The sequence below is a fragment of the Leptotrichia sp. oral taxon 847 genome (assembly GCF_001553645.1).
In the GTDB taxonomy this organism is placed as follows: domain Bacteria; phylum Fusobacteriota; class Fusobacteriia; order Fusobacteriales; family Leptotrichiaceae; genus Leptotrichia.
Genome location: NZ_CP014231.1, coordinates 1,730,414 through 1,754,943, shown reverse-complemented (window position 1 = coordinate 1,754,943; position 24,530 = coordinate 1,730,414). Strand labels below are relative to the sequence as shown.

Annotated in this window: 19 protein-coding genes, 2 pseudogenes and 1 riboswitch; of the genes and pseudogenes, 8 read left to right on the top strand and 13 right to left on the bottom strand. The window is 31.0% G+C overall.

Annotated elements, in window-relative coordinates; all coding sequences use genetic code 11:
- Positions 1 to 63: 63 nt before the first annotated feature.
- The 7 genes and pseudogenes from thiD to speD form a co-directional block, all read right to left on the bottom strand.
- Positions 64 to 684 (bottom strand): annotated as a pseudogene (thiD, locus tag AXF11_RS08150) (bifunctional hydroxymethylpyrimidine kinase/phosphomethylpyrimidine kinase); the annotation flags it as partial.
- A gap of 56 nt (positions 685 to 740) precedes the next feature.
- Positions 741 to 846, bottom strand: a riboswitch (TPP riboswitch).
- 187 nt (positions 847 to 1,033) lie between these two features.
- The gene (locus AXF11_RS08145; protein WP_068156952.1) at positions 1,034 to 1,828 is read right to left on the bottom strand and encodes a viral A-type inclusion protein; all 795 of its coding nucleotides are present in this window, start codon (positions 1,826 to 1,828) and stop codon (positions 1,034 to 1,036) included.
- Positions 1,829 to 2,026: 198 nt separating this feature from the next.
- Complete coding sequence (locus tag AXF11_RS08140) at positions 2,027 to 3,028, bottom strand: aspartate-semialdehyde dehydrogenase (protein ID WP_068156948.1); 1,002 nt, start codon at positions 3,026 to 3,028, stop codon at positions 2,027 to 2,029.
- Between the two features lie 117 nt (positions 3,029 to 3,145).
- A complete protein-coding gene (speE, locus tag AXF11_RS08135; protein ID WP_068156944.1) occupies positions 3,146 to 3,991 on the bottom strand; it encodes a polyamine aminopropyltransferase in 846 nt (281 codons plus the stop codon).
- 99 nt (positions 3,992 to 4,090) lie between these two features.
- Positions 4,091 to 4,618 (bottom strand): glycoside hydrolase family 108 protein, encoded by a 528-nt coding sequence (locus AXF11_RS08130; RefSeq protein WP_068156941.1) that lies wholly within the window; start codon positions 4,616 to 4,618, stop codon positions 4,091 to 4,093.
- Between the two features lie 45 nt (positions 4,619 to 4,663).
- Positions 4,664 to 6,130 carry an aminotransferase class I/II-fold pyridoxal phosphate-dependent enzyme gene (locus AXF11_RS08125; protein ID WP_068156939.1) on the bottom strand — a complete coding sequence of 489 codons (1,467 nt, stop codon included), beginning with the start codon at positions 6,128 to 6,130 and terminating at the stop codon, positions 4,664 to 4,666.
- 46 nt (positions 6,131 to 6,176) lie between these two features.
- Positions 6,177 to 7,013 carry an adenosylmethionine decarboxylase gene (gene speD, locus AXF11_RS08120; RefSeq protein WP_068156936.1) on the bottom strand — a complete coding sequence of 279 codons (837 nt, stop codon included), beginning with the start codon at positions 7,011 to 7,013 and terminating at the stop codon, positions 6,177 to 6,179.
- A gap of 856 nt (positions 7,014 to 7,869) precedes the next feature.
- Here speD and AXF11_RS08115 point away from each other — a divergent pair.
- The 6 genes from AXF11_RS08115 to speB all read left to right on the top strand — a co-directional run bounded on the left by AXF11_RS08115 (position 7,870) and on the right by speB (position 14,628).
- Positions 7,870 to 8,859 carry an ABC transporter ATP-binding protein gene (locus AXF11_RS08115; RefSeq protein ID WP_068156933.1) on the top strand — a complete coding sequence of 330 codons (990 nt, stop codon included), beginning with the start codon at positions 7,870 to 7,872 and terminating at the stop codon, positions 8,857 to 8,859.
- A gap of 183 nt (positions 8,860 to 9,042) precedes the next feature.
- Positions 9,043 to 9,969 carry an ATP-binding cassette domain-containing protein gene (locus AXF11_RS08110; protein WP_068156931.1) on the top strand — a complete coding sequence of 309 codons (927 nt, stop codon included), beginning with the start codon at positions 9,043 to 9,045 and terminating at the stop codon, positions 9,967 to 9,969.
- 26 nt (positions 9,970 to 9,995) lie between these two features.
- Positions 9,996 to 10,958, top strand: coding sequence for an oligopeptide ABC transporter permease (gene opp4B / locus AXF11_RS08105; protein WP_068156928.1), 963 nt, complete (start codon positions 9,996 to 9,998; stop codon positions 10,956 to 10,958).
- 14 nt (positions 10,959 to 10,972) lie between these two features.
- On the top strand, positions 10,973 to 11,842 hold the full coding sequence (locus tag AXF11_RS08100; RefSeq protein WP_068156925.1) for an ABC transporter permease: 870 nt from the start codon (positions 10,973 to 10,975) through the stop codon (positions 11,840 to 11,842).
- 20 nt (positions 11,843 to 11,862) lie between these two features.
- Positions 11,863 to 13,635, top strand: coding sequence for an oligopeptide ABC transporter substrate-binding protein (locus AXF11_RS08095; protein ID WP_068156922.1), 1,773 nt, complete (start codon positions 11,863 to 11,865; stop codon positions 13,633 to 13,635).
- A 129-nt stretch (positions 13,636 to 13,764) separates the two neighbouring features.
- Positions 13,765 to 14,628: an agmatinase gene (gene speB, locus AXF11_RS08090; RefSeq protein ID WP_068156920.1), complete on the top strand. Its 864-nt coding sequence runs from the start codon at positions 13,765 to 13,767 to the stop codon at positions 14,626 to 14,628.
- A 157-nt stretch (positions 14,629 to 14,785) separates the two neighbouring features.
- Here the strand turns inward: speB and AXF11_RS08085 are convergent, their stop codons facing one another.
- Together AXF11_RS08085 and AXF11_RS10910 are read right to left on the bottom strand one after the other, a co-directional pair.
- The gene (locus AXF11_RS08085) at positions 14,786 to 16,624 is read right to left on the bottom strand and encodes an autotransporter outer membrane beta-barrel domain-containing protein (protein WP_068156916.1); all 1,839 of its coding nucleotides are present in this window, start codon (positions 16,622 to 16,624) and stop codon (positions 14,786 to 14,788) included.
- 254 nt (positions 16,625 to 16,878) lie between these two features.
- Positions 16,879 to 17,052, bottom strand: a pseudogene (locus AXF11_RS10910) (IS30 family transposase); the annotation flags it as partial.
- Positions 17,053 to 17,272: 220 nt separating this feature from the next.
- Between AXF11_RS10910 and AXF11_RS08080 the strand changes: the two are divergent.
- A complete protein-coding gene (locus AXF11_RS08080; protein ID WP_068156915.1) occupies positions 17,273 to 18,286 on the top strand; it encodes an ABC transporter substrate-binding protein in 1,014 nt (337 codons plus the stop codon).
- A 9-nt stretch (positions 18,287 to 18,295) separates the two neighbouring features.
- Complete coding sequence (locus AXF11_RS08075) at positions 18,296 to 18,856, top strand: hypothetical protein (protein ID WP_068156912.1); 561 nt, start codon at positions 18,296 to 18,298, stop codon at positions 18,854 to 18,856.
- Between the two features lie 77 nt (positions 18,857 to 18,933).
- On the opposite strand, the gene AXF11_RS08070 is transcribed toward AXF11_RS08075, so the two are convergent.
- The 4 genes from AXF11_RS08070 to thiI all read right to left on the bottom strand — a co-directional run bounded on the left by AXF11_RS08070 (position 18,934) and on the right by thiI (position 24,507).
- Entirely contained in the window at positions 18,934 to 20,580 is a 1,647-nt protein-coding gene (locus tag AXF11_RS08070; protein WP_068156909.1) for a Na/Pi cotransporter family protein, read from the bottom strand.
- A gap of 117 nt (positions 20,581 to 20,697) precedes the next feature.
- Positions 20,698 to 21,735 carry a multifunctional transcriptional regulator/nicotinamide-nucleotide adenylyltransferase/ribosylnicotinamide kinase NadR gene (nadR, locus tag AXF11_RS08065; RefSeq protein ID WP_068158332.1) on the bottom strand — a complete coding sequence of 346 codons (1,038 nt, stop codon included), beginning with the start codon at positions 21,733 to 21,735 and terminating at the stop codon, positions 20,698 to 20,700.
- A 19-nt stretch (positions 21,736 to 21,754) separates the two neighbouring features.
- Positions 21,755 to 23,254 (bottom strand): YihY/virulence factor BrkB family protein, encoded by a 1,500-nt coding sequence (locus AXF11_RS08060; protein ID WP_082729401.1) that lies wholly within the window; start codon positions 23,252 to 23,254, stop codon positions 21,755 to 21,757.
- A gap of 62 nt (positions 23,255 to 23,316) precedes the next feature.
- Positions 23,317 to 24,507: a tRNA uracil 4-sulfurtransferase ThiI gene (gene thiI, locus AXF11_RS08055; protein ID WP_068156905.1), complete on the bottom strand. Its 1,191-nt coding sequence runs from the start codon at positions 24,505 to 24,507 to the stop codon at positions 23,317 to 23,319.
- Positions 24,508 to 24,530 lie beyond the last annotated feature (23 nt).

Below are 24,530 nucleotides of genomic sequence, written 5' to 3'. Positions count from 1 at the left end.
AATTCGCCCAAAATTCAAGATCAAAAATTTAAAAATTTTTTTTAAAAAGGGCTTGACAAATCATAGTTGATCTCCTTTTAAAACATATACTTTTTCTTTATTTATAAGAATATCCACTGCACTATTTGAAAGATGTCCCCCTTTAACAAGAACCCATTTTTTAGTAAAATCTGCAATTATCTTTCCATAAGTTTTCATTTTTTCTATGCTATTTATGTCCTCAATATTTTCATTTTTTAAAATTATTTTTACTATTTCTTTTGTTTCATCTAAATTAGGTGTAATTATATCCGCCAGTTTAAATAATTTATTTACTAAAAAGTCTTTTGTTTCATCTTTTATTAAAGAATTTCCGCTTGTCGCAATCATCACAGGATCAAGAACTATATTTTCTGCTTTATATTTCAATAAAGATTCATATATTATTTTCCCGTTTTCTCTAGTATTTATCATTCCAATTTTTATGGCAGAAACTTTTATAGTATCTAATATTGCTTTTATCTGACTTTTTAACATCTCTATTGAGACATTTTCTATCATCTTTACTTTCTGCGGGTTCTGTGCAGTTAAACTTGTAATAACCGTCATTCCATAAACTTCATTTGCAACAAAAGTTTTCAAGTCAGCTTGTATTCCCGCTCCTGCACTGCAATCTGAACCTGCTATTGACAATACATTTTTCATATTTTCCTCCAAATACAAAAAAAGTATATACCTAATTTGTATATACTTTGTAATCTAAAATAAACTTTCTTACTTCCTACGTTGGCATTATCCAAATCAGGTCAAAAGGTCAAGGCTCACATCCTTTTCTCAGTCAATTTATTGACTCCCTTGTAACTAGTTTTATTATTTAATTTTATTATATTTTATTTACACTTAATATAATAGCACATATTTAATTTTTATGCAATAAATAAAAAAAGTTATTCTGCACTATGTATTATTAAAATTATGAACACTCTTAAATAATAAAAAAACTATATCTTAAAAATTGGCTTAATGCCTTTTAGATATAGTTTATTTTTTTATATTATTTAATATATTCTTTTGTAACTTCTTCTACATTATAATCTTTTGCAATTTGGTCAATTAAGCTATTTCTTTCCTGTACTGCTTTGTTATTTAACAAACCATTTGCAATTTGTTGGTATGCACTGTTTGGAGTTACATTTCCTAATTTTGCTTTTTCTTTTTCATAAATTTCTGAAATTTCTTCTTGAGTTACTTTTACATTTTTTCTAACTTGTAAATCCAAGTAATAGTTGATGTAAACATTATCTTTAATAATTGCAAAATCTTTTTTGTTTTTTTCTTCAAAGTTTTTTTCATCCATTTTTTTAGCAATTATTTTCCCAACGATTAATGTTTTTAAAATTTCTGAATTTCCTTTAGAAAATAAAATTTCTTCTTTTGTAATTTCTACTTTATCGTCCATTTCTTTAACTAATTTGTCCAATTCTTCAGCTTCAAGAGTTGCTACCTGCTGGTTTAACAAATCTCTTTGAATAATTTCTTTTGCCTGTGAAAATGTGATATTTTGTGCATCGAAATTTGCTTTATTTTTAGTATAAATTTCTGTAACATCGTTTTCATTTACTACAATTTTATCTTCAATTAATTTTGCAATAAAGAATTTATTTTTTTCATTTTTATAAAAATACTCAAATTCTTCTTTTTCTTCATCTGTAAATTTATATTTTTTTGCTGTTTCCAAAATTGCTTTATTGATTAAAAGATTTTTTATTCCTTCTTCATTTAAATCTTTTATTTCTTCGTCAGTTAAAGTTAATTTTGTTTTTTTAATTTTTTCTTCTTTTTTAGCCATTATATCTCCTAAATTTCTCATTTTTGTTTTGCTTTATTTCATCGATTACTATTTTACACTATTTTCAAAAAAATTTCAACATTTTTCTTTAATTATTTATTAGTTTTCTAATTTTTTTCAAAAAGATATAAATACTAAGTTTACGAGTACTTTTGAAAAAATTTTTTTTAATTTCCATTGCATTATCTTTTTTTATTTTTATAATTTTCCTTCTTTTATCAATGTTTCTGCAATTTGAATTGTGTTTGTAGCGGCACCTTTTCTTATATTATCAGCAACTACCCATAAATTAAGACCATTTTCAACGGTGTCATCTCTTCTTATTCTTCCAACATAAACTTCATCTGTATCCTGTGCGATTATTGGCATTGGATAAATATTATTTTTTCCATCATTTTGAACGACTACTCCTTCTTTTTCTTCAAACGCTTTTATGACATCTGCCAGTTCAAAAGGTTTTTCTAATTCAACATTTACTGATACTCCGTGTCCAAATTTAACTGGAATTCTCACACAAGTTGCTGTAACTTTTAAATCTGGTAAATTTAAGATTTTTCTAGTTTCATTTATCATTTTTTCTTCTTCTTTTGTATATCCGTTATCCAGAAATACATCTATGTGCGGTAGTGCATTAAAAGCGATTTGATGTGGATAATTTGTTGATGGTTTTCCTTTTAAATTATTTTCCAAATCGTCAAGTCCTTTTTGACCAGAACCTGCTACAGCTTGGTAAGTTGAATAAATTACTCTTTTTAATCCGTATTTTTCTTGTAACACTTTTAGTACTGGCATCACTTGAATTGTTGAACAATTTGGATTAGCGATAATCCCTGGATGATTTTCTAATGCTTCTGGATTTGCTTCTGGCACTACTAACGGAATGTTCTTGTCCATTCTCCAAGCACTGCTGTTGTCCACTACTACACTACCTTTATCTCTAAATTTTGGTGCAAATTCATGCGAAACTTTAGCACCTGCAGAAAACAGAGCCACGTCTATGTCATCTCTTATATTTTCATCTTTTAGCTCGATAACTGTGTATTCTTTCCCGTTCCACTTAACTTTTTTCCCTGCTGATCTGGCTGACGCATAAAGATACAATTCTCCCACTGGAAAATTTCTCTCTGTTAGCACTTTTAAAAAAGTTCTTCCCACTAATCCAGTCGCTCCTACGACTGCTACACTATATTTTTTACTCATTGTAAACTCTCCTTTAAAATTAAATTATACAAATATAATACACTATTATTCCCATAATTTCAACTCAAAATTTATTTTACTCTCTATTTTTTAAGTCTAAAATACTTTTAAAATTAACTAATCACTAATCAGTTCCTTTACATAATTTGGAAGTGCAAAAGCTCCCTTATGAAGTTCTGTGTTGTAATATTTTGTTTTTATTCCAAAATTGTTCCAAATATCAGCTCTTAAATCGATTACTGGATTATATTTTTTTGAAGCAAATCCAAAAAGCCAGTGTCCTGATGGATATGTTGGAATGTGCAATTGGTAAACTGTTGCAAATGGAAAGACAGCTCTTAATTGTCTATTTGCTCTTTTTGATGCAATTGCATCAGCTTCATAATAAGGACTTTCGTGCTGATTGACAAGTATTCCATTGTCTTTTAACGCATTAAAACAATTTCCATAAAACTCCCTTGTAAATAAATCTTCTCCAGGCCCAAAAGGATCTGTGGAATCGACAATTACAATATCGTATTCGTTATATTTTGAACGGACAAATTTCAAACCGTCTTCGTAGTAGATATTCACTCTTTTATCGTCCAATTTACAAGCAGTTGATGGCAAAAACTTTCGACACAGATCAACTACGGCTTTATCAATCTCAACCATATCTATTTTTTCAATGTGGTCATATTTTACAAGCTCCCTTACTGTTCCGCCGTCCCCAGCGCCGATTACCAATATTTTTTTTGCACTTGGGTTGACTGCCATTGGAACATGAGTTATCATTTCGTGGTAAATAAATTCATCTTTTTCTGTGAGCATCATAAATCCGTCTAATGTTAAAAATCTCCCAAATTCCTTCGATTCAAAAATATCTATTCTTTGAAACTCGCTTTTAAAACTAACTAGCTGTTTGTCAACTTTTATTGAAAAACGGACATTTTTCGTATGTTCTTCAGTATACCAAAGTTCCATAGTTTTTCCTTGTATAATATAGTTAGATTATACAAGCTCCTTTCTTTGTTTACTTTTCAATTTTTTTCACTTTCATTTTTTTTACTTTTCTTTTCATTTTTATACATTTTTCAAATAATTTTCTTTTCTTTTCACTCTGTTTAGCCATCCAGCCAGAAATACTTTTTGCTTAGGATTGTTTTTAACAACTGCATTATAGTATTCAATTTGCAATTTATGATATTCTGATAAAAATTTTTCAGAATTTACCAAATTTAAATATTTGACTGTCTGAAGACCTATTATTCCATCGGCTGTTAAAACATTTTTTTTATAAACTTTATTTATAGCTTCCTGCGCTTTTTTTATTCCATATTTTCCAGAGTTTACGACAAAATCAAAGATACTAAGAGCCATTTTATCATTTTTAATTTTGTCAATTTTATAAGCTTTGTAATATTTCTTTTCATAAATTTTTTGTGCAAGAGCTTTTGTCAAATCTGTCATTTCCCCTTTGTATCCATAACTTCTGGCAGTTTCTTTTGTTATTCCGTATTTTGTTTCACCACCTTTGTCGTAAGGATTATTGGAATAACCTCCTTCTATAAATAAAAGATAGTCAAAAAATTTATTAAATCTATTGAACATTTAATTTCACTTCCTTTTCTTTTATTGTTTGTTATTTTATAAAAATTATTTTTTCAAAACCACATTTATTTTGTCGACATGCATATCTTCAGTTCCCGTCAAAAGACAGCCTTTTTCCTTTGCATAAGAAATATACCTGATAATTTCGTCAGTAATTTTTTCTCCAGGTGCTAAAATTGGTATTCCTGGTGGATAAGCCATTACAAATTCTGCGCTCACTCTTCCAACGCTATCTAAAATTGGAATCATTTCTTTTTCAGAATAAAAGGCATCTTGAGGAGTCATGACAACTTTTGGATTTATATATTCGTGGTCAAACATCCCTTCGGAATTTTTTGAGTACAAACGTTTAATTTCTGCAAGTGAGGAAATAAGCCGCTCGATTTCAAGACCTCTGTCTCCCGCAGTAATTATCGACAAAATATTCCCCAAATCTCCAAGTTCAATCTGAATCCCATATTCATCTCTTAAAATATCATAAACTTCAATTCCCGCAAGTCCAATATCTTTTGTATAAACGGATAGTTTAGTTGTGTCAAAGTCAAAAACTGCATCTCCGTCAATAAGTTCTTTCCCATAAGCATAATAACCGCCCAATTTATTAATTTCACTTCGTGCGTATTCAGCAAATTTTACAGTTTTCTCAAATAATTCTCGACCGTTTATGACAAGATTTTTTCTTGCTACATCAAGTGAAGCCATAAGTAAATACGAAGCACTTGTAGTTTGAGTCAAATTTATTATTTTTCGCACATAATCGGCATTAATTTTCTCTCCACTCAGCAAAATGGAGCTCTGTGTAAGAGAACCACCTGTTTTGTGCATACTTATTGCTGCCATATCAGCTCCCGCTTCCATAGCTGAAATTGGTAAATTTTCATCAAAGGAAAAATGTGCTCCGTGCGCTTCATCAACTAACACATACATCCCATTTTCGTGTGCCAGTTTCACAATAGATTTTAGATCCGAGCAAATTCCGTAATAAGTTGGATTATTTACTAAAATTGCTTTTGCGTCAGGATTTTCTTTAATTGCCTTTTTCACATCTTTTATCGACATTCCAAGTGAAATTCCCAATTTTTTATTTAGTCCAGGATTTATATAAACTGGAACTGCACCGCAGACAACCATGGCATTTATGGCACTTCTATGGACATTTCTAGGAATTATAAGCTTATCGCCAGTTCTGCAAGTTGACATAATCATCGCCTGTACTGCTCCTGTAGTTCCGCTTACCATAAAATAGGCTTCTTTTGCCCCAAAAGCTTCAGCTGCTATTTCCTGTGCTTCTTTTATGACGGAAGTTGGATGACACAAATTATCCAGCGGCTTCATAGAATTGACATCCATTTGCATGGCATGGATCCCAATAAAATCTCTAAATTCTTTGTTTCCGCGTCCACCTTTGTGTCCTGGCACATCAAATCTTACCACTCTATTATTTAAGTGTTCTTTTAGCGCATCAAAAAGTACAGTTTTTTTCTGCCTTTTTAAATCAATATTCTTTTTCATTTTTTTGTTTTCTCCGTATTTTATCTATTCTTTACTAAAATAATTTCTAATAAATATTCATTCCGCTGTAAATTTCTATCATTTCTTTTCTCAAACTATCTATTATTTCGAGTCTTTCTCGTGGTGGAATTTCATAAACATCACGATTAAAAAGGTAATTTTGAAGCTCAATTTCCTTTATGAGCATCTTTGTGTGAAAAATGTTGGACTGATAGACATTTACATCAATTGCATCGTAAATTTTTAATTTGTCAGGATCAATGTAATCCTGAATGGAAGTAATGCTGTGGTCGGTAAAAAATTTTTTACCTGAAATATCTCTAGTAAAACCTCTTATTTTATAGTCTATTGTAATAATATCAGATTCAAAACTGTCAATCAAATAATTCAAGGTATTCAGTGGAGAAATCTCGCCGCAAGTTGCTATATCTATATCCACTCTGAAAGTAGAAATTGCATTATCCGGGTGATACTCAGGAAAAGTATGCACTGTAATGTGGCTTTTATCCAAATGTGCGTGAACCGTATCCGTATCTTTAATTTTTAAATCTTTATTTTCATCAAAAAAAGGCTTTCCTCGATTACATGATTTATCAATGTTTGCAGAATTAATTCTAGCTTCTGCAATTAAGATGTTGACAGAAGCTCCCTGCGGTTCATAATCTTGCTTTGAAATATTTAACACCTTAGCTCCTATCATCTGAGCAACATTTATCAAAATTTTTGTGAGCCTATCAGAATTATACTGCTCGTCAATATAAGCAATATAATCTTTCTGCTCCCTTTCCGTTTTGGCATAACAGACATCGTAAATATTAAAGCTAAGTGTTTTTGTAAGATTATTAAATCCGTATAATTTAATTTTATTTTCCAACTCATTCATCACTTCCCTTCGACTTTTTCATCTATTTTCTAAAAATTAGTTCTTTTTTAAATTTTATAAAAATTATATCATTTATGGAAAATTTTTACAATTATAATTTTTGTTTTTAAGATAGAGTAAAAATTTTAGAGGTAATTTATAAGTTCAGTATTTTTCAATTTATTTTTGATTACAAGATGTTATTTTGATTAGTATAGTTTTTTATTTTTTTACATAAGGGGAAAGGACCGCCATTTCCCCTTATAATCCCCACGCTCGTCTAAGAATTTTTTTGAAGTAAAGCCGAAACTCACTTCGTTCAAACAATCGTCTTTACTCCAAAAAAATCACGACACCTTTTGTATAATAGTAAAATTTAAACCGTCGGAGCATTTTTATGTGCTGACAAAACTGTCTGAGCGAAAGCGAGTTTTTTGGCAGTACATAAAAATGTCGAAGACTAGCCGGGGTGCAGGGGTGCGGCGATGAGCACTTCTGCTTAAAAAAGAAAAAATTATTTTAGTAACCCTATGGGTTGAATAATAAACTTAAAATAAATAGAAATTTTTACTTATCCCTGAATGCTTTACTCTGTTTAATTTATTTGTTTCTTTGTTTAATTTTATACTTTTTTTTAATCTAATCTTTTTATTTCCTAACTAACAGAGATAAAACATTGACTTTTTTTGTACTGATAAAAACTTAGTCGTAGTAAAATGATTTTTTAGTTTACAAAAATGCTCTGACGACTTAAATTTTATTACTGTATAAAAGGTATCGTTATTTTTTGAAGGAATTTTAGTTAGTAAAAATATAAAAATATGTTATAATCATATTATGTAAATATAATTTTATTTATCGAAAGGAAGTGAAAAATTTGACTGAACAAGATATACTTTTGAAAATAGAAAATTTGACTACAAGTTTTCGGATTGATGAAAAATATTTTCCTGCTGTTGATGATGTGTCGATTGAACTTAGAAAAAATGAAGTTTTGGCGATTGTTGGGGAGTCTGGGTGTGGGAAAAGTACTCTTGCTACTTCCATCGTGGGACTTCATAATCCGATTAATACTAAATCTAGTGGAAAAATAACTTTCGAAGGTAAAAATCTTTTAGAAATCGACGAGGAAGAATTTAATAAAATAAGGGGAAAACATATTGGAATGATTTTTCAAGATCCATTATCTGCACTTAATCCGCTTATGAAAATTGAAAATCAAATTGAGGAAAGTCTTATTTACCACACAAATTTTACAAAAGAAGAAAGAAAAAAGAAAGTTTATGATTTACTGCAAAAAGTTGGGATAAATAATTACAAAAGAGTTGCAAAACAATTTCCACACGAACTTAGCGGAGGTATGCGACAAAGAGTTATGATTGCAATTGCACTTTCCTGCAAACCACAGATTGTCATAGCTGATGAGCCAACTACAGCACTGGATGTAACAATTCAGGCACAGATATTAGATTTATTAAAATCTCTTCAAAATGAAATGAATGCTGGAATTATACTGATTACACACGATTTGGGAGTGGTTGCACAGATGGCTGATAGAGTTGCTGTCATGTATGCGGGAGAAATTGTGGAAATTGCTGATGTTATCGAATTATTTAAAAATCCGAAACACCCTTACACAAGGTCGCTTCTTAACTCCATTCCACAACTGGACTTAGAAAATGAAAAACTTCATGTGATTTATGGAAATGTACCGTCGCTAAAAAAAATAAATAGAAAAGGCTGCCGATTTGCGGATAGAATTCCGTGGGTTGATAAAAGTGAACATGAAGAAAATCCAAAATTGCACGAAATCTCTAAAAACCATTTTGTGAGATGTACTTGCTATAAAAATTTTGAATTAAAATAAATTGAATAAATTAAAGAAAATTAAATTGAAATAAAGTATAGTGAAACTGATTTAAAACAGAACTCAAAACTATGACCATTTTATACAAACCCTAAGTTTATATAATTTTTAATACTTCAATTTTGGATAGGTTTGAGTATAAATTGAAATAAAATCAAGTAAAAGAAATTAAGGAGAAAAAATATGAGTTTTCTTGAAGTAAAAAATTTAAAAGTTCATTATCCAATCCGCAGCGGATTTTTTAATAAAATTGTCGACCACATCTATGCTGTTGATGGGGTGTCGCTTACAATTGAACAAGGAAAAACTTATGGACTGGTGGGAGAATCTGGCTCGGGAAAATCCACGATTGGAAAAGCGATAATTGGACTTGAAAAAATTAAAAGTGGAAAAATTATTTACAAAGGCAAAGAGATTGACAGAAAATTTAGAAATAGAAAAAATGAATACAGTAAAAATATTCAAATGATATTTCAGGACTCTCTATCAAGCCTCAATCCAAAAAAAAGGATAATTGACATAATAAGTGAACCACTAAAAAATTTTGAAAATTTGAGTGAAACAGAAAATAAGAAAAAAATTTTAGAATTGCTGGAAATTGTAGGACTTTCTGAAGATGCACTCTACAAGTATCCACATGAATTTTCAGGAGGACAGCGTCAAAGAATCGGAATTGCAAGAGCGGTTGCAACAAAGCCACAGCTTATAATCGCTGATGAACCCGTTTCTGCACTGGATTTATCGGTTCAAGCGCAAGTACTAAATTATATGAAAGATATTCAAAAGCAGTATAATTTGAGCTATTTATTCATCTCGCACGACCTTGGGGTTGTAAAACATATGTGCGACTACATCTACATCTTAAATAGCGGAAGATTTGTTGAAACTGGGACAAAAACTGATATTTATGACTTTTCAGAACATCCTTACACGAAAAGATTGATTGCTGCGATTCCTGAAATTCATCCTGAAAAGCGGCTAGAAAATGCGTTAAAAAGAAAAAAAATTGAAGAGGAATATCAAAAAAATAAAAAAAATTTTTACGACAAAAATGGAAAAGTTTCTGATTTGAAAAAATTGACTGACACACATTTTGTCGCTTTAAAATAAAAATTTATCTAAGAAAGGAAAAAATTATGTGGAAAACGATTTTAAGACGGTTTGTAATTATGATACCGCAATTATTTATACTTAGCGTGATTGTCTTTATTTTGGCAAAACTAATGCCAGGAGACCCATTTACAGGACTTATCACTCCGCAAACTGATCCATCCGCACTGGAAGCTCTGCGAAGAAAAGCGGGACTTCTTGACCCTTGGCACATTCAATATATAAGATGGATTAAAAACGCTTTTTCTGGAAATTTGGGAATGAGCTACACTTACAATGTTCCTGTTAAGACTTTGATTGGGGAAAGAGCTGTAAATACTTTTATTTTGTCACTTGTAAGTTTGATTTTGACATATTGCATTGCAATTCCATTAGGAATGTTATCTGGACGATACCAGAACTCATTTTTGGATAAATTTGTAACTTTTTATAACTATGTGAGTTATGCGATACCGACATTTGTCTTGTCGCTTATAATGATTTGGTTCTTTGGCTACAAATTGGGCTGGTTTCCTACGACAGGTTCTGTTACCGCTGGACTTGAAACTGGAAAGATTGGACATTTTTGGGACAGAATTTATCACATCATACTTCCAGCCATAACTTACGCACTGCTTGGAACAACTTGGATTATTCAGTATTTGAGAAATGAAGTTATTGAAGCAAAGTCGCTCGATTATGTGAAAACGGCGAAAAGTAAAGGAGTTCCTGAAAATAAAATTTATTTGCGACATATCTTTAGAAACTCGATTTTACCGATTGCGGCGTTTTTTGGTTACGCAATAACAGGATTACTTGGGGGTTCGATTTTTATTGAGAAAATATTTAGTTACCCAGGAATGGGTGGACTTTTTATAAATTCTATCATAACTAGGGATTATAGCGTCGTAACTGCTCTTATTCTACTTTTTGGATTTTTAACACTTTTTGGAAGTTTGCTTTCTGACATAATTTTGAGCATTGTCGACCCTAGAATTAGAATTAAATAAAGGTGGTGAAAAATATGAATGAAAAACCGACAGGTATTAGAATAATAGTAAAAGAACTTTTAAAAGATAAACTTGCGCTTGCATCATTAATTTTGCTTGCAGTAATTTTTGGAATTATTTTTATCGGCTCACTTTTTGCAAATCAGGACGAAATTATGAAAATAAGCCTTTTAGATAAATATGCCATTCCGATGAAAGAAGGATTTTGGCTGGGCTCAGATTCAGGTGGACGTTCAATTTTAGGACAGCTTATATTGGGAGCTAGGAACTCGATTATCATTGGCTTTACAATAACTATCTTGACAAGTTTTCTAGGAACTTTTTTTGGAATGATAAGCGGGTATTATGGCGGAATTATTGATAATATAATTATGAGAATAATTGATTTTATAACAATTATGCCTACACTTATGATAATTATTGTATTTGTAACAATTGTGCCAAAATACACAGTTAGCTCGTTTATTTTCATAATGAGTGCATTTTACTGGGTTTCAACAGCACGGCTTATTAGAAGTAAAGCTCTTGCAGAAAGTAAAAAGGAATATGTTCTCGCTTCAAAGACAATGGGAACAAGCGATTTTAAAATAATTTTTAGAGAAATTTTGCCAAATTTAAGCTCTTTAATAATTGTAGATTTGACACTTGCCTTTGCCGGAAATTTGGGAATTGAAACTGGACTTAGCTTTTTAGGATTTGGTTTACCTCCTTCAACTCCGAGTCTTGGGACACTTGTTGGATATGCAGCCGACCCGGAAGTTTTATCTTCAAAACTTTGGATTTGGCTTCCAGCTTCGATTTTAATACTTGTTATGATGCTTTGTATAAACTACATTGGACAGATGTTAAACAGAGCTGCTGATGCGAAAAAAAGACGAGCATAACTTTTTTGAGAGGAGAATTTATGAAAAAAATATTGATTTTTTTAATTGGACTTATGCTAATTTCCTGTAATCCAGGTAAAAAAAGAAGTGAGATGCCAGGAGCTAAAATAAATTTGTCGATTTTTCCGATAAAAACTTCAAATAATGAACCAGCTGTGGAAAATGCAACACTTCAAGTGGCTCTTGTAAAAGATGACCCGCTTGTTGGAGTTTTTAACGAGATTTTGTATCAGGACGGCTACGATGCAGATATCCTTTCGATGTTTTTAAGCTCCAGCCTTTTTGAAGTGAATGACAATTTTGAAATAATTGACACGGGTGTTGCCACATTAAATGTCGATGCAAAAAACAAAAAAGCAACTATAAAAATTAAAGATGGTATAAAGTGGTCAGATGGCGTTCCACTTACCGCAGATGATATAATTTATGCTTACGAAGTTCTGGGAAGCAAAGATTACATAGGAATTCGTTATACTAAAGAATATCAAAAAGTCATTGGGATGAATGACTACCACAGCGGAAAATCTAAAACAATTTCTGGCGTGAAAAAAATTGATGATAAAACAGTGGAAATTTCATTTTCTGAGATGGGACAAAGTATTTTTAGCGGTGGAAACGGGCTTATGGCAAACGCACTTCCAAAACACTATTTAAAAGATGTTCCAATAAAAAATTTGGTTTCATCTGACAAAATAAGAACAAAACCCGTCACATTGGGGCCTTATAACTTGGTAAAAATTTCTCGCGGAGAGAGCATGGAATTTGTGGCAAATCCTTATTATTACAAGGGAAAACCTAAAATAAAAAGGGCGATTTTGCAAGTGGTCAATCCACAGTCGATTGTTGCGGCTCTAAAAGCTGGAAAGTATGACTATGTTATGGAAATGCCAGACAGTTTATACAATAATTATAAAGATTTTAGAAATTTAGAAGTTTTGGGACAACAGGACTTGTATTACTCGTATGTTGGATTTAAATTGGGACATTTTGACAAAGCAAAAGGGAAAAATGTGAGTGATCCTAACGCTAAAATGGCAGATTTAAATTTAAGACAAGCGATGATTTATGCAATTGATGTCGATCAAATCACACAGGCCTTTTATTTTGGACTGCGACAAAGAGCGACTTCTACGGTTCCTCCAGTCTTCAAAAAATATTTTCCAAAAGATTTGACAGGATTTCCGTATAACTTAGCCAAAGCAAAACAGCTTCTTGACCAAAGTGGCTACAAAGATGTGAACAATGATGGATTCCGTGAAGATAAAAACGGTAAACCGCTTCAAATAAAAATGGCGTTTATGGCTGGTGGAGATGTGGCTGAGCCACTTGCTCAGTTTTATCTACAAAGTTGGAAAAAAATCGGACTAAATGTGAGCTTAACTACTGGAAGATTACTAGCTTTTCAGAACTTTTACGAAAAAGTACAAAGCGATAGCAAAGACATCGACGTATTTTTTGGTGCCTGGGGAGTCGGAACTGACTTAAATCCAACTTCTTCAGCTGGAAGAAGTTCTCAGTTAAATTACACAAGATTTGTATCCCCTGAAAATGACAAATTCATCGCCGAAATTTTGGGTGAAAAATCACTAACTATCCCAAATTACAAAGCCGAAATGTACAAAAAATGGCAAGAATACTACATAAATCAAGCCGTTGAAGTGCCACTTATGTACAAATACAAATTAACTCCAGTAAATAAAAGATTAAAAAATGTCTACATTGGTTATGACAGCGCCTTAAAAAACGAAGGTATTCAAAAATGGGAATTAACGGCAGTAAATCCGATGAGATAAAAGAATTTTTAAAAATTCTTTTATTTCTTTAATTCAAAAAAATTCAGATAAAAATTTACTTTTAAAATTTTTATTCTACCCCCAAAATAAATAAATTCAAAAAAAATAAAATTTAGGAGAGGTTAAAAAATGAGAAATAAAAATATACATACATTTATTGGCTGCGACAATGAATATGACGAAAGTAGTATTGTAATTTTTGGTGCTCCATTTGACAGCACTACTTCCTTTAGACCTGGAACACGATTTGCAAGTTCCGTTATGAGAAATGAGAGTTTTGGGATTGAAACTTACAGTCCTTATCAAGATAAGGATTTGGAAGATTATAAAATTTTTGATGGCGGTGACTTGGAACTTTCTTTTGGAAATTCAAATTTGGCGCTTCAAGACATTCAAGATGAAACCGAGAGTATTTTAAATGACGGGAAAATTCCATTTATGATAGGTGGAGAGCATTCTGTCACATTGGGAGCTGTAAAAGCGGTTTTTAAAAAATATCCGGATTTACGCATAATTCAGTTTGATGCTCACACAGATTTAAGGGACGAATATTTGGGTCAATATTTTTCACACGCTTCGGTAATTAGAAGATGTTGGGATATAGTTGGCGACAGTAAAATTTTTCAGTTTGGAATAAGAAGTGGCGAACGAGCTGAATGGGATTTTGCAAAAAAACATCTTCATACGACAAAATTTAACTTTGGAGAAAATTTTGATGAACTTGATAAAGTTGTTGAAAAACTAAAAGGTAAACCAGTTTACTTCACATTGGATTTAGATGTGCTAGATCCGTCAGAATTTCCAGGAACGGGGACACCTGAAGCGGGAGGAGTTACATTTATAGAGCTACATAAAGCGATTGAAAAAATTTCTAAATTAAACATCGTAGGACTTGATATGAACGAATTATCGCCTATTTACGACCAATCAGGACAATCTACCGCTCTTGCATGTAAGCTTCTAAGAGAAATTTTGCTATTTATTTCAAAATAATTAACAAATCATTTAAACAAAGTGAATTGCTCAAATTTACAAAAGTAAGAATTCTTTTTTGATAATATGGTTTTAAACTAAAAATGAGAGTGCAAAAATTTTAACACTCTCATTTTTTATAAAATTTTCCTTTTCAAAATTTACAAACTTATCAAAATTAGTAAATCAATCTAAATCCTAGTCCTCCTCTTACGTTTTCTCCCTTAGTGTCGTATCCTAAGTTTGCTGTTACTCCAAATCTTGTGTTGTCTACTCCTAAGTTCAAGTCAAATTTTCCACTTCCTCGTCTGTCTTCTTTTTCATTTCTTAGATTGTACCAGTCTGCTGTTGTGTGTCTTACTTTTGCCTGATTTAATCTATTCAATTTTCCAAGTTCATTTTCATATCCTGCCGAAAGTCCTACTGACAACTGTGTTCTCACTGCTAACGGCTGGATGTATTTAAATTCTAATCCCACTTCTGGTTTTACTGAGAAATAGTCATTTCCGTCTATTCTTAAGTTCATTTGACCTCTGTCTTCTTTTATATCTGTAAATCTTCCGTATTCCATCTTTAATGCCCCATAAGGTCGCAAGTGTGTTCTTTCACTCAAACGTACATCATAGCCTAAATCAGTTTTTAGTGCTGCCCCATAAGTGTAGTAATCTGCCTTTGATTCAAATACATCGTCCACAACCCAGAATTTACGGTGCATATAGTTTGTTCCACCAAATATATCTCCTGCGATTGTCCATCTAAGTGAGCCGTTGTGGTCATTTGATGGCGACATTGTCTTGAATATTCCCGCTTTTATCATTGTGTCCTGTTCAGTTGACTTACCTAAGTCTTTGAACTCAAATCTGTTTGTAACTGCTCCTGCGTACCATCCTTGGCTATCTCCCATCTTAAATGTTTCATCTTCGTGAACATAAGCCACTCCATAAGCTTTACTGTCGTAGTCAATTACTCCAGCTGTATCTGTTTTATACTCATCTTTTGTTCCAAACACTTTAATCTTATCATTTTGTTTAAATGGATTTTTCCATTCATTCCGTAAATATCCAATTTCCTTATCCAATTTGTTTCCAGTCGCATTAATCCGTTGTTGAGTATTTGAATATTCATAACCTTTCATTTCATTTACAGCCTGTACAAATATCTTTTTTTCATCTTTTCTTAAATCATTCAATTTATTAAAGAGCTGTTTTTCTCTTGAATTTACATTTTCAACTCCATATCTCTGTTCGAGTCCATCTAAAAAATGTCCAGTATCTGTATCATTTTTATTTGCAAAATCAGTATAAGGTATTTTTACCATATAAACTGTTTTTATTGGTGCCGTTACATTTTCTGATTCCATCATCTGTGCTTTCCAAGTCAAACTTGCTGAATCTACATTCACCTTAGCCCCAACACTTCCCAAAGCATCATTATATGGCTGTAAAATGTTATCTCCTATTTGAATCGTTTTTGCATTAAGATATCTTGCAGCTTCTGTTCCCATTATTAAATTTACGTCTGTAAGTCCAGGTAAATTATTTAAACCTTGAATAGGATTCGTATGATTTATTCCTGAAGTATCCACATACATTCCTATAGTTGACATTTCTCTTGTTGAAATTATATTATTATTGCTACTATTGTTGTTATTACTATTATTATCAAGATTATGACCTATTTGTTCCACTGGCATATTTAATGTTGTAACTCCTGTAAAATCAGAAACAGGCATTTTTGGTGTCTGTGGCAAAACTACATCCGTGTCAACTCTTGATGTTCCAGTTTGCACAGCTGGTATCGGTATTGACACTGGACTTGGATGTGCTGGAGTTTTTACTACCAATTTTTCTGCTACTGCCCTATTAACTCCTGTTCCTACCGAAGATTTATTTGTTGAGTTGTTAGTTCCATGCTCCTGATATGTACTAGTCGTGTCAGTTTCTACTCCTGTATTACTACTTCCAACGATATTTATTGTTCCATAATTTTTAATAATTCCTCCGTTTTTTGCAACCACACCTTTTATTCCATTACCACTAGCGGTTGTCTGAATCTTTCCATAATTTTTTCCTTTCTCAAAAAAACTATTTTATATCTATTTTTTGATTTAATTTCATTATTTTCGAAAAAATTTTTAAGTAAATATTAATATTTTCTTTTGTCTAATAATATCCCAATTTATAATGGTTTCTATGTCCATTATATAAATTTTTCTTTTTAAAGTAAAGTATTTTTTTAGACATAAATTGCAATATTAAATGCAACATTTTTTTAAATTTTCTCAAATTTAATTTCATGTAGAAATTTTTCAAATGGTGTTGCATAGTTTAAACATTTTCTTGGTCTTGAATTTATTAGCGTTAAGGTTTTTATCAAGTCTTCTGTTTCTACTTTTGATATATCGGTCTTCTTGGGGTAAAATTCTCTCAGAAGACCGTTACTGTTATGGTAAAATGTTTATGGCTCATGATATATTTCCTTTCGTTAATGTTTTTTGGTTACTAACATTTTAACACGAAATTACCATGAGTTCTATTTTATTTTAAATTTGTTGCATTTTATTATACAATCTATCTCATCAAAATAAAAAATTTTTTATTTTTAATAAAAAATATGGTAAAATATAAATGATAAAAAATAAAATTTATTTTAGGAGGAAAATCAGATGAAAAAAATTATGAGAGGTGTACTGTTATTCGGTATGCTTGGAGGGATGATTTTAGCTTGTGGAAATAAAAGTGATAATTCTAGGAAAGATTCCACTAATTCACAGGCTACAAAAAACGAGAAAGTTTATAGAATAGGAGTGTCGCAAATTGTCGACCATCCAGCGTTAAATGCAGCAAAACAAGGTTTTAAGGACGCACTTTCTAAAAATGGGATAAAAGCGGATTATGATGACAAAATTGCAAACAATGAAATGAGCAATCAGACTCTAATAATGCAGCAGTTTTCGTCAGATAAAAAAGATTTAGTCTATGCAATAACTACGCCAACAGCTCAGGCTGCAAAAAATCAAGTGGATAAAAGTATCCCTGTTGTATTTGCGTCTGTAACAGATCCAAAAAGTGCAGGATTAGTGGGAATATCAAATGTTACTGGAACAAGTGGAGCAGCTCCAGTGGAAGAAAATTTGAAATTGATGAAAGAATTATTGCCAAAAGCAAAAAATATCGGGATAATTTATAATTCATCTGAACAAAATTCTGTTTCTGAAGTAAATAATTTAAAAAAATTAGCGCCAAAATATGGATTTAATGTAGTGGACAAGTCGGTAACTAACGGAACAGAGCTAGTATCGGCAGCAAATCTTGTAGTAAAACAGGCAGATATGCTTTACGCAATTCAAGATAATACAGTAGCTTCATATTTTACAGCGATATTAGATATTTTTAACAAAGAGAAAAAGCCAATTTTTGGTACAAATAATATTTATTCAAATACAGGGGGATTTATTTCACAGGGAACAACCGATTATGATATAGGTTACCGTTCAGGAGAAATAGCCGCTCAAATATTAAAAGGTGAAAAAAAACCAAATGAAATTCCGATAGAAAACGTAAAAAATTTAAAAATAGAAGTTAATAAAAAAAATATGGAATTGTTAGGAATAAAAATACCTGATAATATTTTGAAAAATGTTAAATTTATAGAAAAAAAAATAAATAAAGGGAAGTGAGAAAAGTTTATGAGAAAGTTTTTAAAAAAATATTTGTTAGTTGGAATTTTAGCAATTTTAGTGATTGGCTGTAACAATGATAATGATTCGGAAAATGTGGATAAACCGGAAGAAAATGTAACGCAGTCAAACGATTCAAATAAAGAACAGCAACAGCCAAATGGACAGGCACAGCAGCAAAATCAGACACTGGATACAACAAATCCAACCAAAACGGCTTTGCAACCACAAACTGACCAGAATGGAAATACTGACCAACAGCCAAATGGACAACAGCAAGCACCAAATCCTCAGGCAAAAAATAGCCCAACATTAAAACGTATAGATAGTGTTTTAGGTCATCATTTTTCGCTTGACGACAGAGTGGTTACTTTTCAAAGACAGGGAACACAGTATAAAGTTGTCTATACAATTGAAGGTGAAAATGGGACAAATTTGGAAACAAAAAATTTGTCATTTAATCAAAAAAATGACAGTCTGTCAGATGGAACTTATACTTACAAATTAAAGAATAATAAATTAGGGTTATATGCCAATGGTGGAAAACAACTAGTTTTTGTACTGCAATAAAAAAATTGTTTTATAAAAAATAAACTGCACACAAAATCTTATATATAAATAAGATAGAAAGTGCAGTTTTTTTATTTTTATTTACTCGCTTTATTTTCAATCATTTTTTCAACTAAATTTCTTCCGTGATCGCCAACTCTCGTAAAATGGGAAATGACGTCTATATAGTAAAGTCCAGCTTTTACGTCGCACTGTTGTTTACTAAGTCTTTTAATATGAGCTTTTCTTACTTCTTTTTCCTTTCTGTATAATTTATTGTGTAAATCAATTACAGAAAAAGCTTTTTCTGCGTCATTCTCTTTTAGCGCTTCAATTGCGATTTCAATTAATTTTACTGTAATTCCCAAAAGTTTATTTACTTCGCTGTGTGCAACTTCAGAAAAAACGAGTTCTTTTTTTATTTCATAATGAACATCTTTAACTATTCCAAAAGCGTGATCTCCGATTCTTTCCACATCTCGACACATATCAAGGTAAATGCTAATTTCCTCTCCCTCTTTTTCAGTTAAAGTTCCCTGTGATAACATAGTTAAATATTTTGTAATTTCTTGATCGATGCTGTTTATATTTTCTTCAGTGAGTTCTACTTGTGTTGCCAATTTTTCATTGTGAGAATGAAAAAACTCAACAGCTTCTTTTAAATTTTCTAAAGCCATAGAGACCATAATTAACATTTCCTGTTTGACTTGTCCTATTGCAATGGAAGGTGCATTTAAAAGAGCTATATCCAAATATTTTGGCTTAAATTCTTCTACTTCCTTATCTTTATCTTTTATAACTTTTACAACTATGTATTCCAAAACTCTTATAAATGGAAATAGAAGTATTGTTGTAGCTATATTAAAAGAAGCATGTGCAAACGCAATTGTAACTTTTGGATTTAAATGAAAAACTAATTGCATTTTAGTAACATACATTGAAAAAGGTACTAAAAGAAGCATAAATATTACAGTTCCAATCACATTGAACAGTGTGTGGGAAAGCGCAAGCCTTTTTGCAGAAGTATTAGCTCCTATTGCAGCTAAAATAGCTGTTATCGTAGTTCCAATATTATCTCCAAAAAGCACTGGAAGTAAAGATTTTAGTGGCATAAGTCCCTCTTGGTAAATATTTTGTATGATACTTATTGTGGCACTTGACGCCTGAACTGCCATAGTCATCCCAGTCCCTAAAAAAACTCCTAAAATGGGATTTTTACCCAGACTAGTTGTCAAAGTTTTAAAAGCGGGAAGGTATCGTAGTGGAGCCATCGCATTTGACATTAAGCTCAGTGCAAAAAATATTCCTCCAAATCCAAATAAAATTCTCCCGGCGTTATTCATAGTCCGATTTTTGAAAAAAAATAGACATAGGGAACCTGCAAATATAATTGGAAGTGCATAATGTGATATATTAAATCCAATGATAAATGTTGTAATTGTTGTACCAATGTTGGCTCCCATTACAATTCCTATGGCTTGACGAAGTGTAAGTAGTCCCGCTCCGACAAGTCCGATTGTAATTACGGTTGTTCCTGAACTGGATTGAATAAGAGCTGTTATAAGAATTCCAACTAAGACTCCTAAAAAAGGGGACGTTGTATATTTGTCCAAAATATATCGAAGCCTGTCTCCAGCTGCCAATTGAAGGCCATCTCCCATATATTTCATATAAAATAGAAATAATCCAAGTCCACCTAAAAATCCAAAGATCATCTGTTGGTAGTTAATCGACGCAGCATTCATTAATTTTCGTCCTTTCTAAAAATAATTTTTTATTTAAATAACAAGTATTTATTCACAAATATTTATATCATATTTTAAAAAATTTTCCTACATAATATTAAAAAAATTTATATTAAATTATTCAATTATTTTGTTAATGTATTCAAGACAGCAATTATAGATTTCCGTAAAATTGTTATTTTTTAATTTTAATTCAATTATTTTTTTGTTATTTTTTTCCAGAATATCTTTTAAATTGCTATCAAATTTTTTCATTTCATCGCTTTTTTTCTCGTTTTCAATATAAAAAATTAATTCAAAATCTTCATTTTTTATAAAATTATTAATTGTTTCATTTTCTTTTTTGTCCAGTTTTAGCAAGTCAGCTTGAAGCGAACAGAATTCTGTGTCAATAAACACTAATTTATTGGAATTTTTTACAGATTTAAAAATTATTTCCTGCTGTTTTTGAGCAATACTATTAAAATCTTTTTCTTCTAAATTTTTTAAATGATTTCTTTTTGAATATTCCTTTTTGTAGTCTTTAACAAAAGTTGTGTTGTAACAATTTGACAATTTGTGAACTAGAGTAGTTTTTCCCGAGTGAGGAGTTCCAATAATTGCTACTTTTATTGTAAAGAATTCCTGAACAGGTTTTGGCATAAAATCCCAGTTATGATAAGGGGAGTTTCTCACTTCAGTTGCACTTATGGGGAAGTTGTCTCGATTTATGTCAATTGTCTGAATTTCTAAATTTTTATTGAAAACTTTTTCAAAATTTGGGAGAGTTAGAAAATTATTTTTATAATTCTCAACATCTTGTGGCTCATTTGAAAAAATCACATCAACTTTTATATCATTTTTTAACAGAACTTCAAAGACTCTTTTGCTCCAAAGTTTCCAACCATTTGGATAAAACGGAATGCCGTCTTCAGCCAAGTGAATTATTTTTATGTTATTTTGATACTTAAATATACTTTCTACAAAGTTTAATCTATCTTTTATGGTCGGCATCTTTTTCATTTTAGATTTTTCAAATAATTCCTTGTCACGGGTATCGTCGCTGCAAACGACGACATAAAGTCTGTCAACAAAGCCACTGGCTTTTTGAATAAAATCCACGTGTCCCATATGGATTGGATAAAATTTTCCAAATATTATACCATTTTTTTTCATAAATTTCACTCCTAATTTTTTATAAAAATTTCCATCTTCCATTTTCATATTTTATTTTTGGCGAGTTGTTGTTGTTATTATCGTCATTGGTATTGTTTTTTTTGTCATTTTCAAGTTTATTATCATCTTTGTCGCTGTAATCCAAAGTTTTTTCGCCTTGACTTTTTTTTGTAATTTCCTCTTCTACTTTTTCTTTTTCGTCTAAAATTTCTTCTTCATCTTTTTGTGCGATACTTTCCAGATTTTCAGCTTTTTTTGTTCGTTCATCTAAAAAAGTTGGCATTCCTTGCTTACTGTAAGTCTTAACGTTTTCAGGAAACTGTATATCAAAAATATCTTTTTTCTCAATTTTTTTAGTTGTCAATTTTTGTTGTATTTTTTCAAGTATTCTCTTATCTTCTGCTTTTAAATTTTTAAATACATCAGTGTAGTATTCAATATTTTTTGTGTCAAATTCTTTTATAAATTCATTTATGGTGATAGTTTCAGGATTGTAAGCAATTTGGTAAATTGATTCTGAATTTTTTCCTAAAAAAACTTCATTTACAAATCCCATTTTTTCGAGATCAGACAAAATATCTTTGACAAAAAGAACATCCATTCCAAGTCTATCCGATAATTTTTGAAAAGTAAAAGGTTCTTTTTTTTGTGCAAAGTTTTTTATAATTAGCGACAAAATAAGCATTCCCGCCTCTCTTTTAATTTTTATCGGCATTTCAATTTCCTCTTTGTACAAAAATTTGTCCGAAGTCTGAATTGAAAAGGCAATTTGTGCCCCCAGTAAAATTGTTACCCAGATATATTGAATAAATATCAAAAAAATTGGGATTAACGCCAAACTTCCGTAAATGATATTATAGCTTGTAATGACTGATTGAAGTAGCAAAAATAAGAGTTTCCAACAAAAAGTTAAAACAGTTGTAATAAATCCAGCAACTAAGGCAGGTTTAGTTTTTACATTTGTATTTGGGATTAAATAAAATATAAAAGAAAATAGGATTATATAAGTTAGTGGTCCTGAAACTGCTATAAATAAATCAATAAAAATTGATTGTTTAGAAAAATATTGGATAAGCTCTTCAATTATGAAAGAGTTTAGCGCTGACAGTGCCACAAAAAATATAGGTCCTAAAAATATAATTGCTACATAATCGACAATTCTTCGTGGAAGGGAACGCTTTTTATTTATTCTCCAAATTTTGTTAAATGAGTTTTCCAGCATAATTAAAACTTTTACAACTGAATAGATTAAAACAATAATTCCAATTCCAGCAAGTAAATTTCCTTCGGTGGAAGCAAGCAGCCTTTGTGCAACATTTAAAATAGATTTTATGATGGAACTGTTTGGAAGTAACTCAAACAATTTTTTTATAAATATTTTATCAAATCCAAATCCTCTTGTGATTCCAAGAACTAGAGCTACAAACGGAAATACCGCTAAAAGTGAATAGTAAGTAAGTGAAATCGCAAGTACTTGAGTTTCGCCATCTCTGTAATTTTTAAAAATTAAATATATCATTCTTTTTAAATCGTTAAAATTTTTTTTGTATTTTCTAAATTCATTTCCATTTTTTTCTCCATTTATCCAAAATTAAAATATTCTCTTTCATTAAAAACTTCGTCCATTAATTCTTCATAATTTTCAATTTTTGCTTCTTCCATAAGTATATCTTCCAATTTTGGATTTGTTACAGGATGTTTAGGAGCAAAAATTACGCAGGAATCTTCGTGGGGCTCTATTGACTTCTCATAAGTCCCAATTTCTTTTGCAATATCAATAATTTCCGTTTTATCCATTCCAATAAGCGGTCTAAAGACGGGAAGTTTTTCAACGCAGGCATTTGTACAAGTAAGTCCACCCAATGTTTGAGACGCGACCTGCCCCAGACTTTCTCCAGTGATTAATGCATGATATTGCATAGAATTTGAAAGCCTTTCAGAAAGTCTCATCATAACTCTTCTAGTCAAAATAGTTGCATATTCCTTTTTAGTCTTACTGTTAATTTCTTCCTGCAACTTTAAAATATTAATCGTATAAAGTCTTGATTTTCCTGTATAATCAGTTAAAATTTCAGTCAGTTCCTTTACTTTTTCAAGCGCCTGTTTACTTGTAAAAGGAAAACTGTTAAATGTTACAAAATTTAATCTCATTCCCCTTTTTGCCATCATAAATGAAGCAACAGGACTGTCAATTCCACCAGAAAGTAAAACCAGTCCTTTTCCAGTTGATCCAAGTGGAAGACCACCGTAAGTCTTGATTCTAGTTGTATAGATGTAAACATTTTTTCTTATGTCAATATGTATCATAATGTCCGGCTCTTTCATTTTTACTTTCTCGAAAGGGCTGTTAATTAATACGAAAGCACCAACTTCTTTGGCGTAGTCCATAGAATTAATGGGAAATCCTTTATTACTTCTGTTCACAGAAATCTTAAAAGTTCTAGCCCCTTTTTCATAGGCATAGTTTGCAAATTCTAAAACTTTTGCTTTAATTTTGGCGTCGTCTTGTAAAACTTTGCTTGACTGATTTATCCCAACAATTCCAAAGACTTTTTTTAATTTTTCTGTAATTTTTTCCAAGTCTTTCGGGTCAATCAAAACATACAATTTTGATAAGTCCTCAGTTAATTTGTAGTCAAATTCTTTTAAGTTTCTACTTATTCTATTCCTCAATTTTCTTTCAAATTGTCCTCGATTTTTACCTTTTAGTGAAAGTTCGCCGTAAGATAGGCCAATTGCGTCAAGTAAATTTTTGTCTGTATATCTTTCCATTTTTTTATTTTTTTCCTTCTTTC

Bases quoted from the DNA above. Each gene is read 5' to 3' on its own strand.
- AXF11_RS08100 (WP_068156925.1), top strand. From the start codon at position 10,973: ATGAATGAAAAACCGACAGGTATTAGAATAATAGTAAAAGAACTTTTA.
- AXF11_RS08145 (WP_068156952.1), bottom strand. From the start codon at position 1,828: ATGGCTAAAAAAGAAGAAAAAATTAAAAAAACAAAATTAACTTTAACT.
- AXF11_RS08095 (WP_068156922.1), top strand. From the start codon at position 11,863: ATGAAAAAAATATTGATTTTTTTAATTGGACTTATGCTAATTTCCTGT.
- AXF11_RS08130 (WP_068156941.1), bottom strand. From the start codon at position 4,618: ATGTTCAATAGATTTAATAAATTTTTTGACTATCTTTTATTTATAGAA.
- AXF11_RS08070 (WP_068156909.1), bottom strand. From the start codon at position 20,580: ATGAATGCTGCGTCGATTAACTACCAACAGATGATCTTTGGATTTTTA.
- AXF11_RS08140 (WP_068156948.1), bottom strand. From the start codon at position 3,028: ATGAGTAAAAAATATAGTGTAGCAGTCGTAGGAGCGACTGGATTAGTG.
- nadR (WP_068158332.1), bottom strand. From the start codon at position 21,735: ATGAAAAAAAATGGTATAATATTTGGAAAATTTTATCCAATCCATATG.
- AXF11_RS08060 (WP_082729401.1), bottom strand. From the start codon at position 23,254: ATGATATATTTAATTTTTAAAAATTACAGAGATGGCGAAACTCAAGTA.
- AXF11_RS08075 (WP_068156912.1), top strand. From the start codon at position 18,296: ATGAGAAAGTTTTTAAAAAAATATTTGTTAGTTGGAATTTTAGCAATT.
- AXF11_RS08125 (WP_068156939.1), bottom strand. From the start codon at position 6,130: ATGAAAAAGAATATTGATTTAAAAAGGCAGAAAAAAACTGTACTTTTT.
- speD (WP_068156936.1), bottom strand. From the start codon at position 7,013: ATGAATGAGTTGGAAAATAAAATTAAATTATACGGATTTAATAATCTT.
- AXF11_RS08080 (WP_068156915.1), top strand. From the start codon at position 17,273: ATGAAAAAAATTATGAGAGGTGTACTGTTATTCGGTATGCTTGGAGGG.
- speE (WP_068156944.1), bottom strand. From the start codon at position 3,991: ATGGAACTTTGGTATACTGAAGAACATACGAAAAATGTCCGTTTTTCA.
- thiI (WP_068156905.1), bottom strand. From the start codon at position 24,507: ATGGAAAGATATACAGACAAAAATTTACTTGACGCAATTGGCCTATCT.
- opp4B (WP_068156928.1), top strand. From the start codon at position 9,996: ATGTGGAAAACGATTTTAAGACGGTTTGTAATTATGATACCGCAATTA.
- speB (WP_068156920.1), top strand. From the start codon at position 13,765: ATGAGAAATAAAAATATACATACATTTATTGGCTGCGACAATGAATAT.
- AXF11_RS08110 (WP_068156931.1), top strand. From the start codon at position 9,043: ATGAGTTTTCTTGAAGTAAAAAATTTAAAAGTTCATTATCCAATCCGC.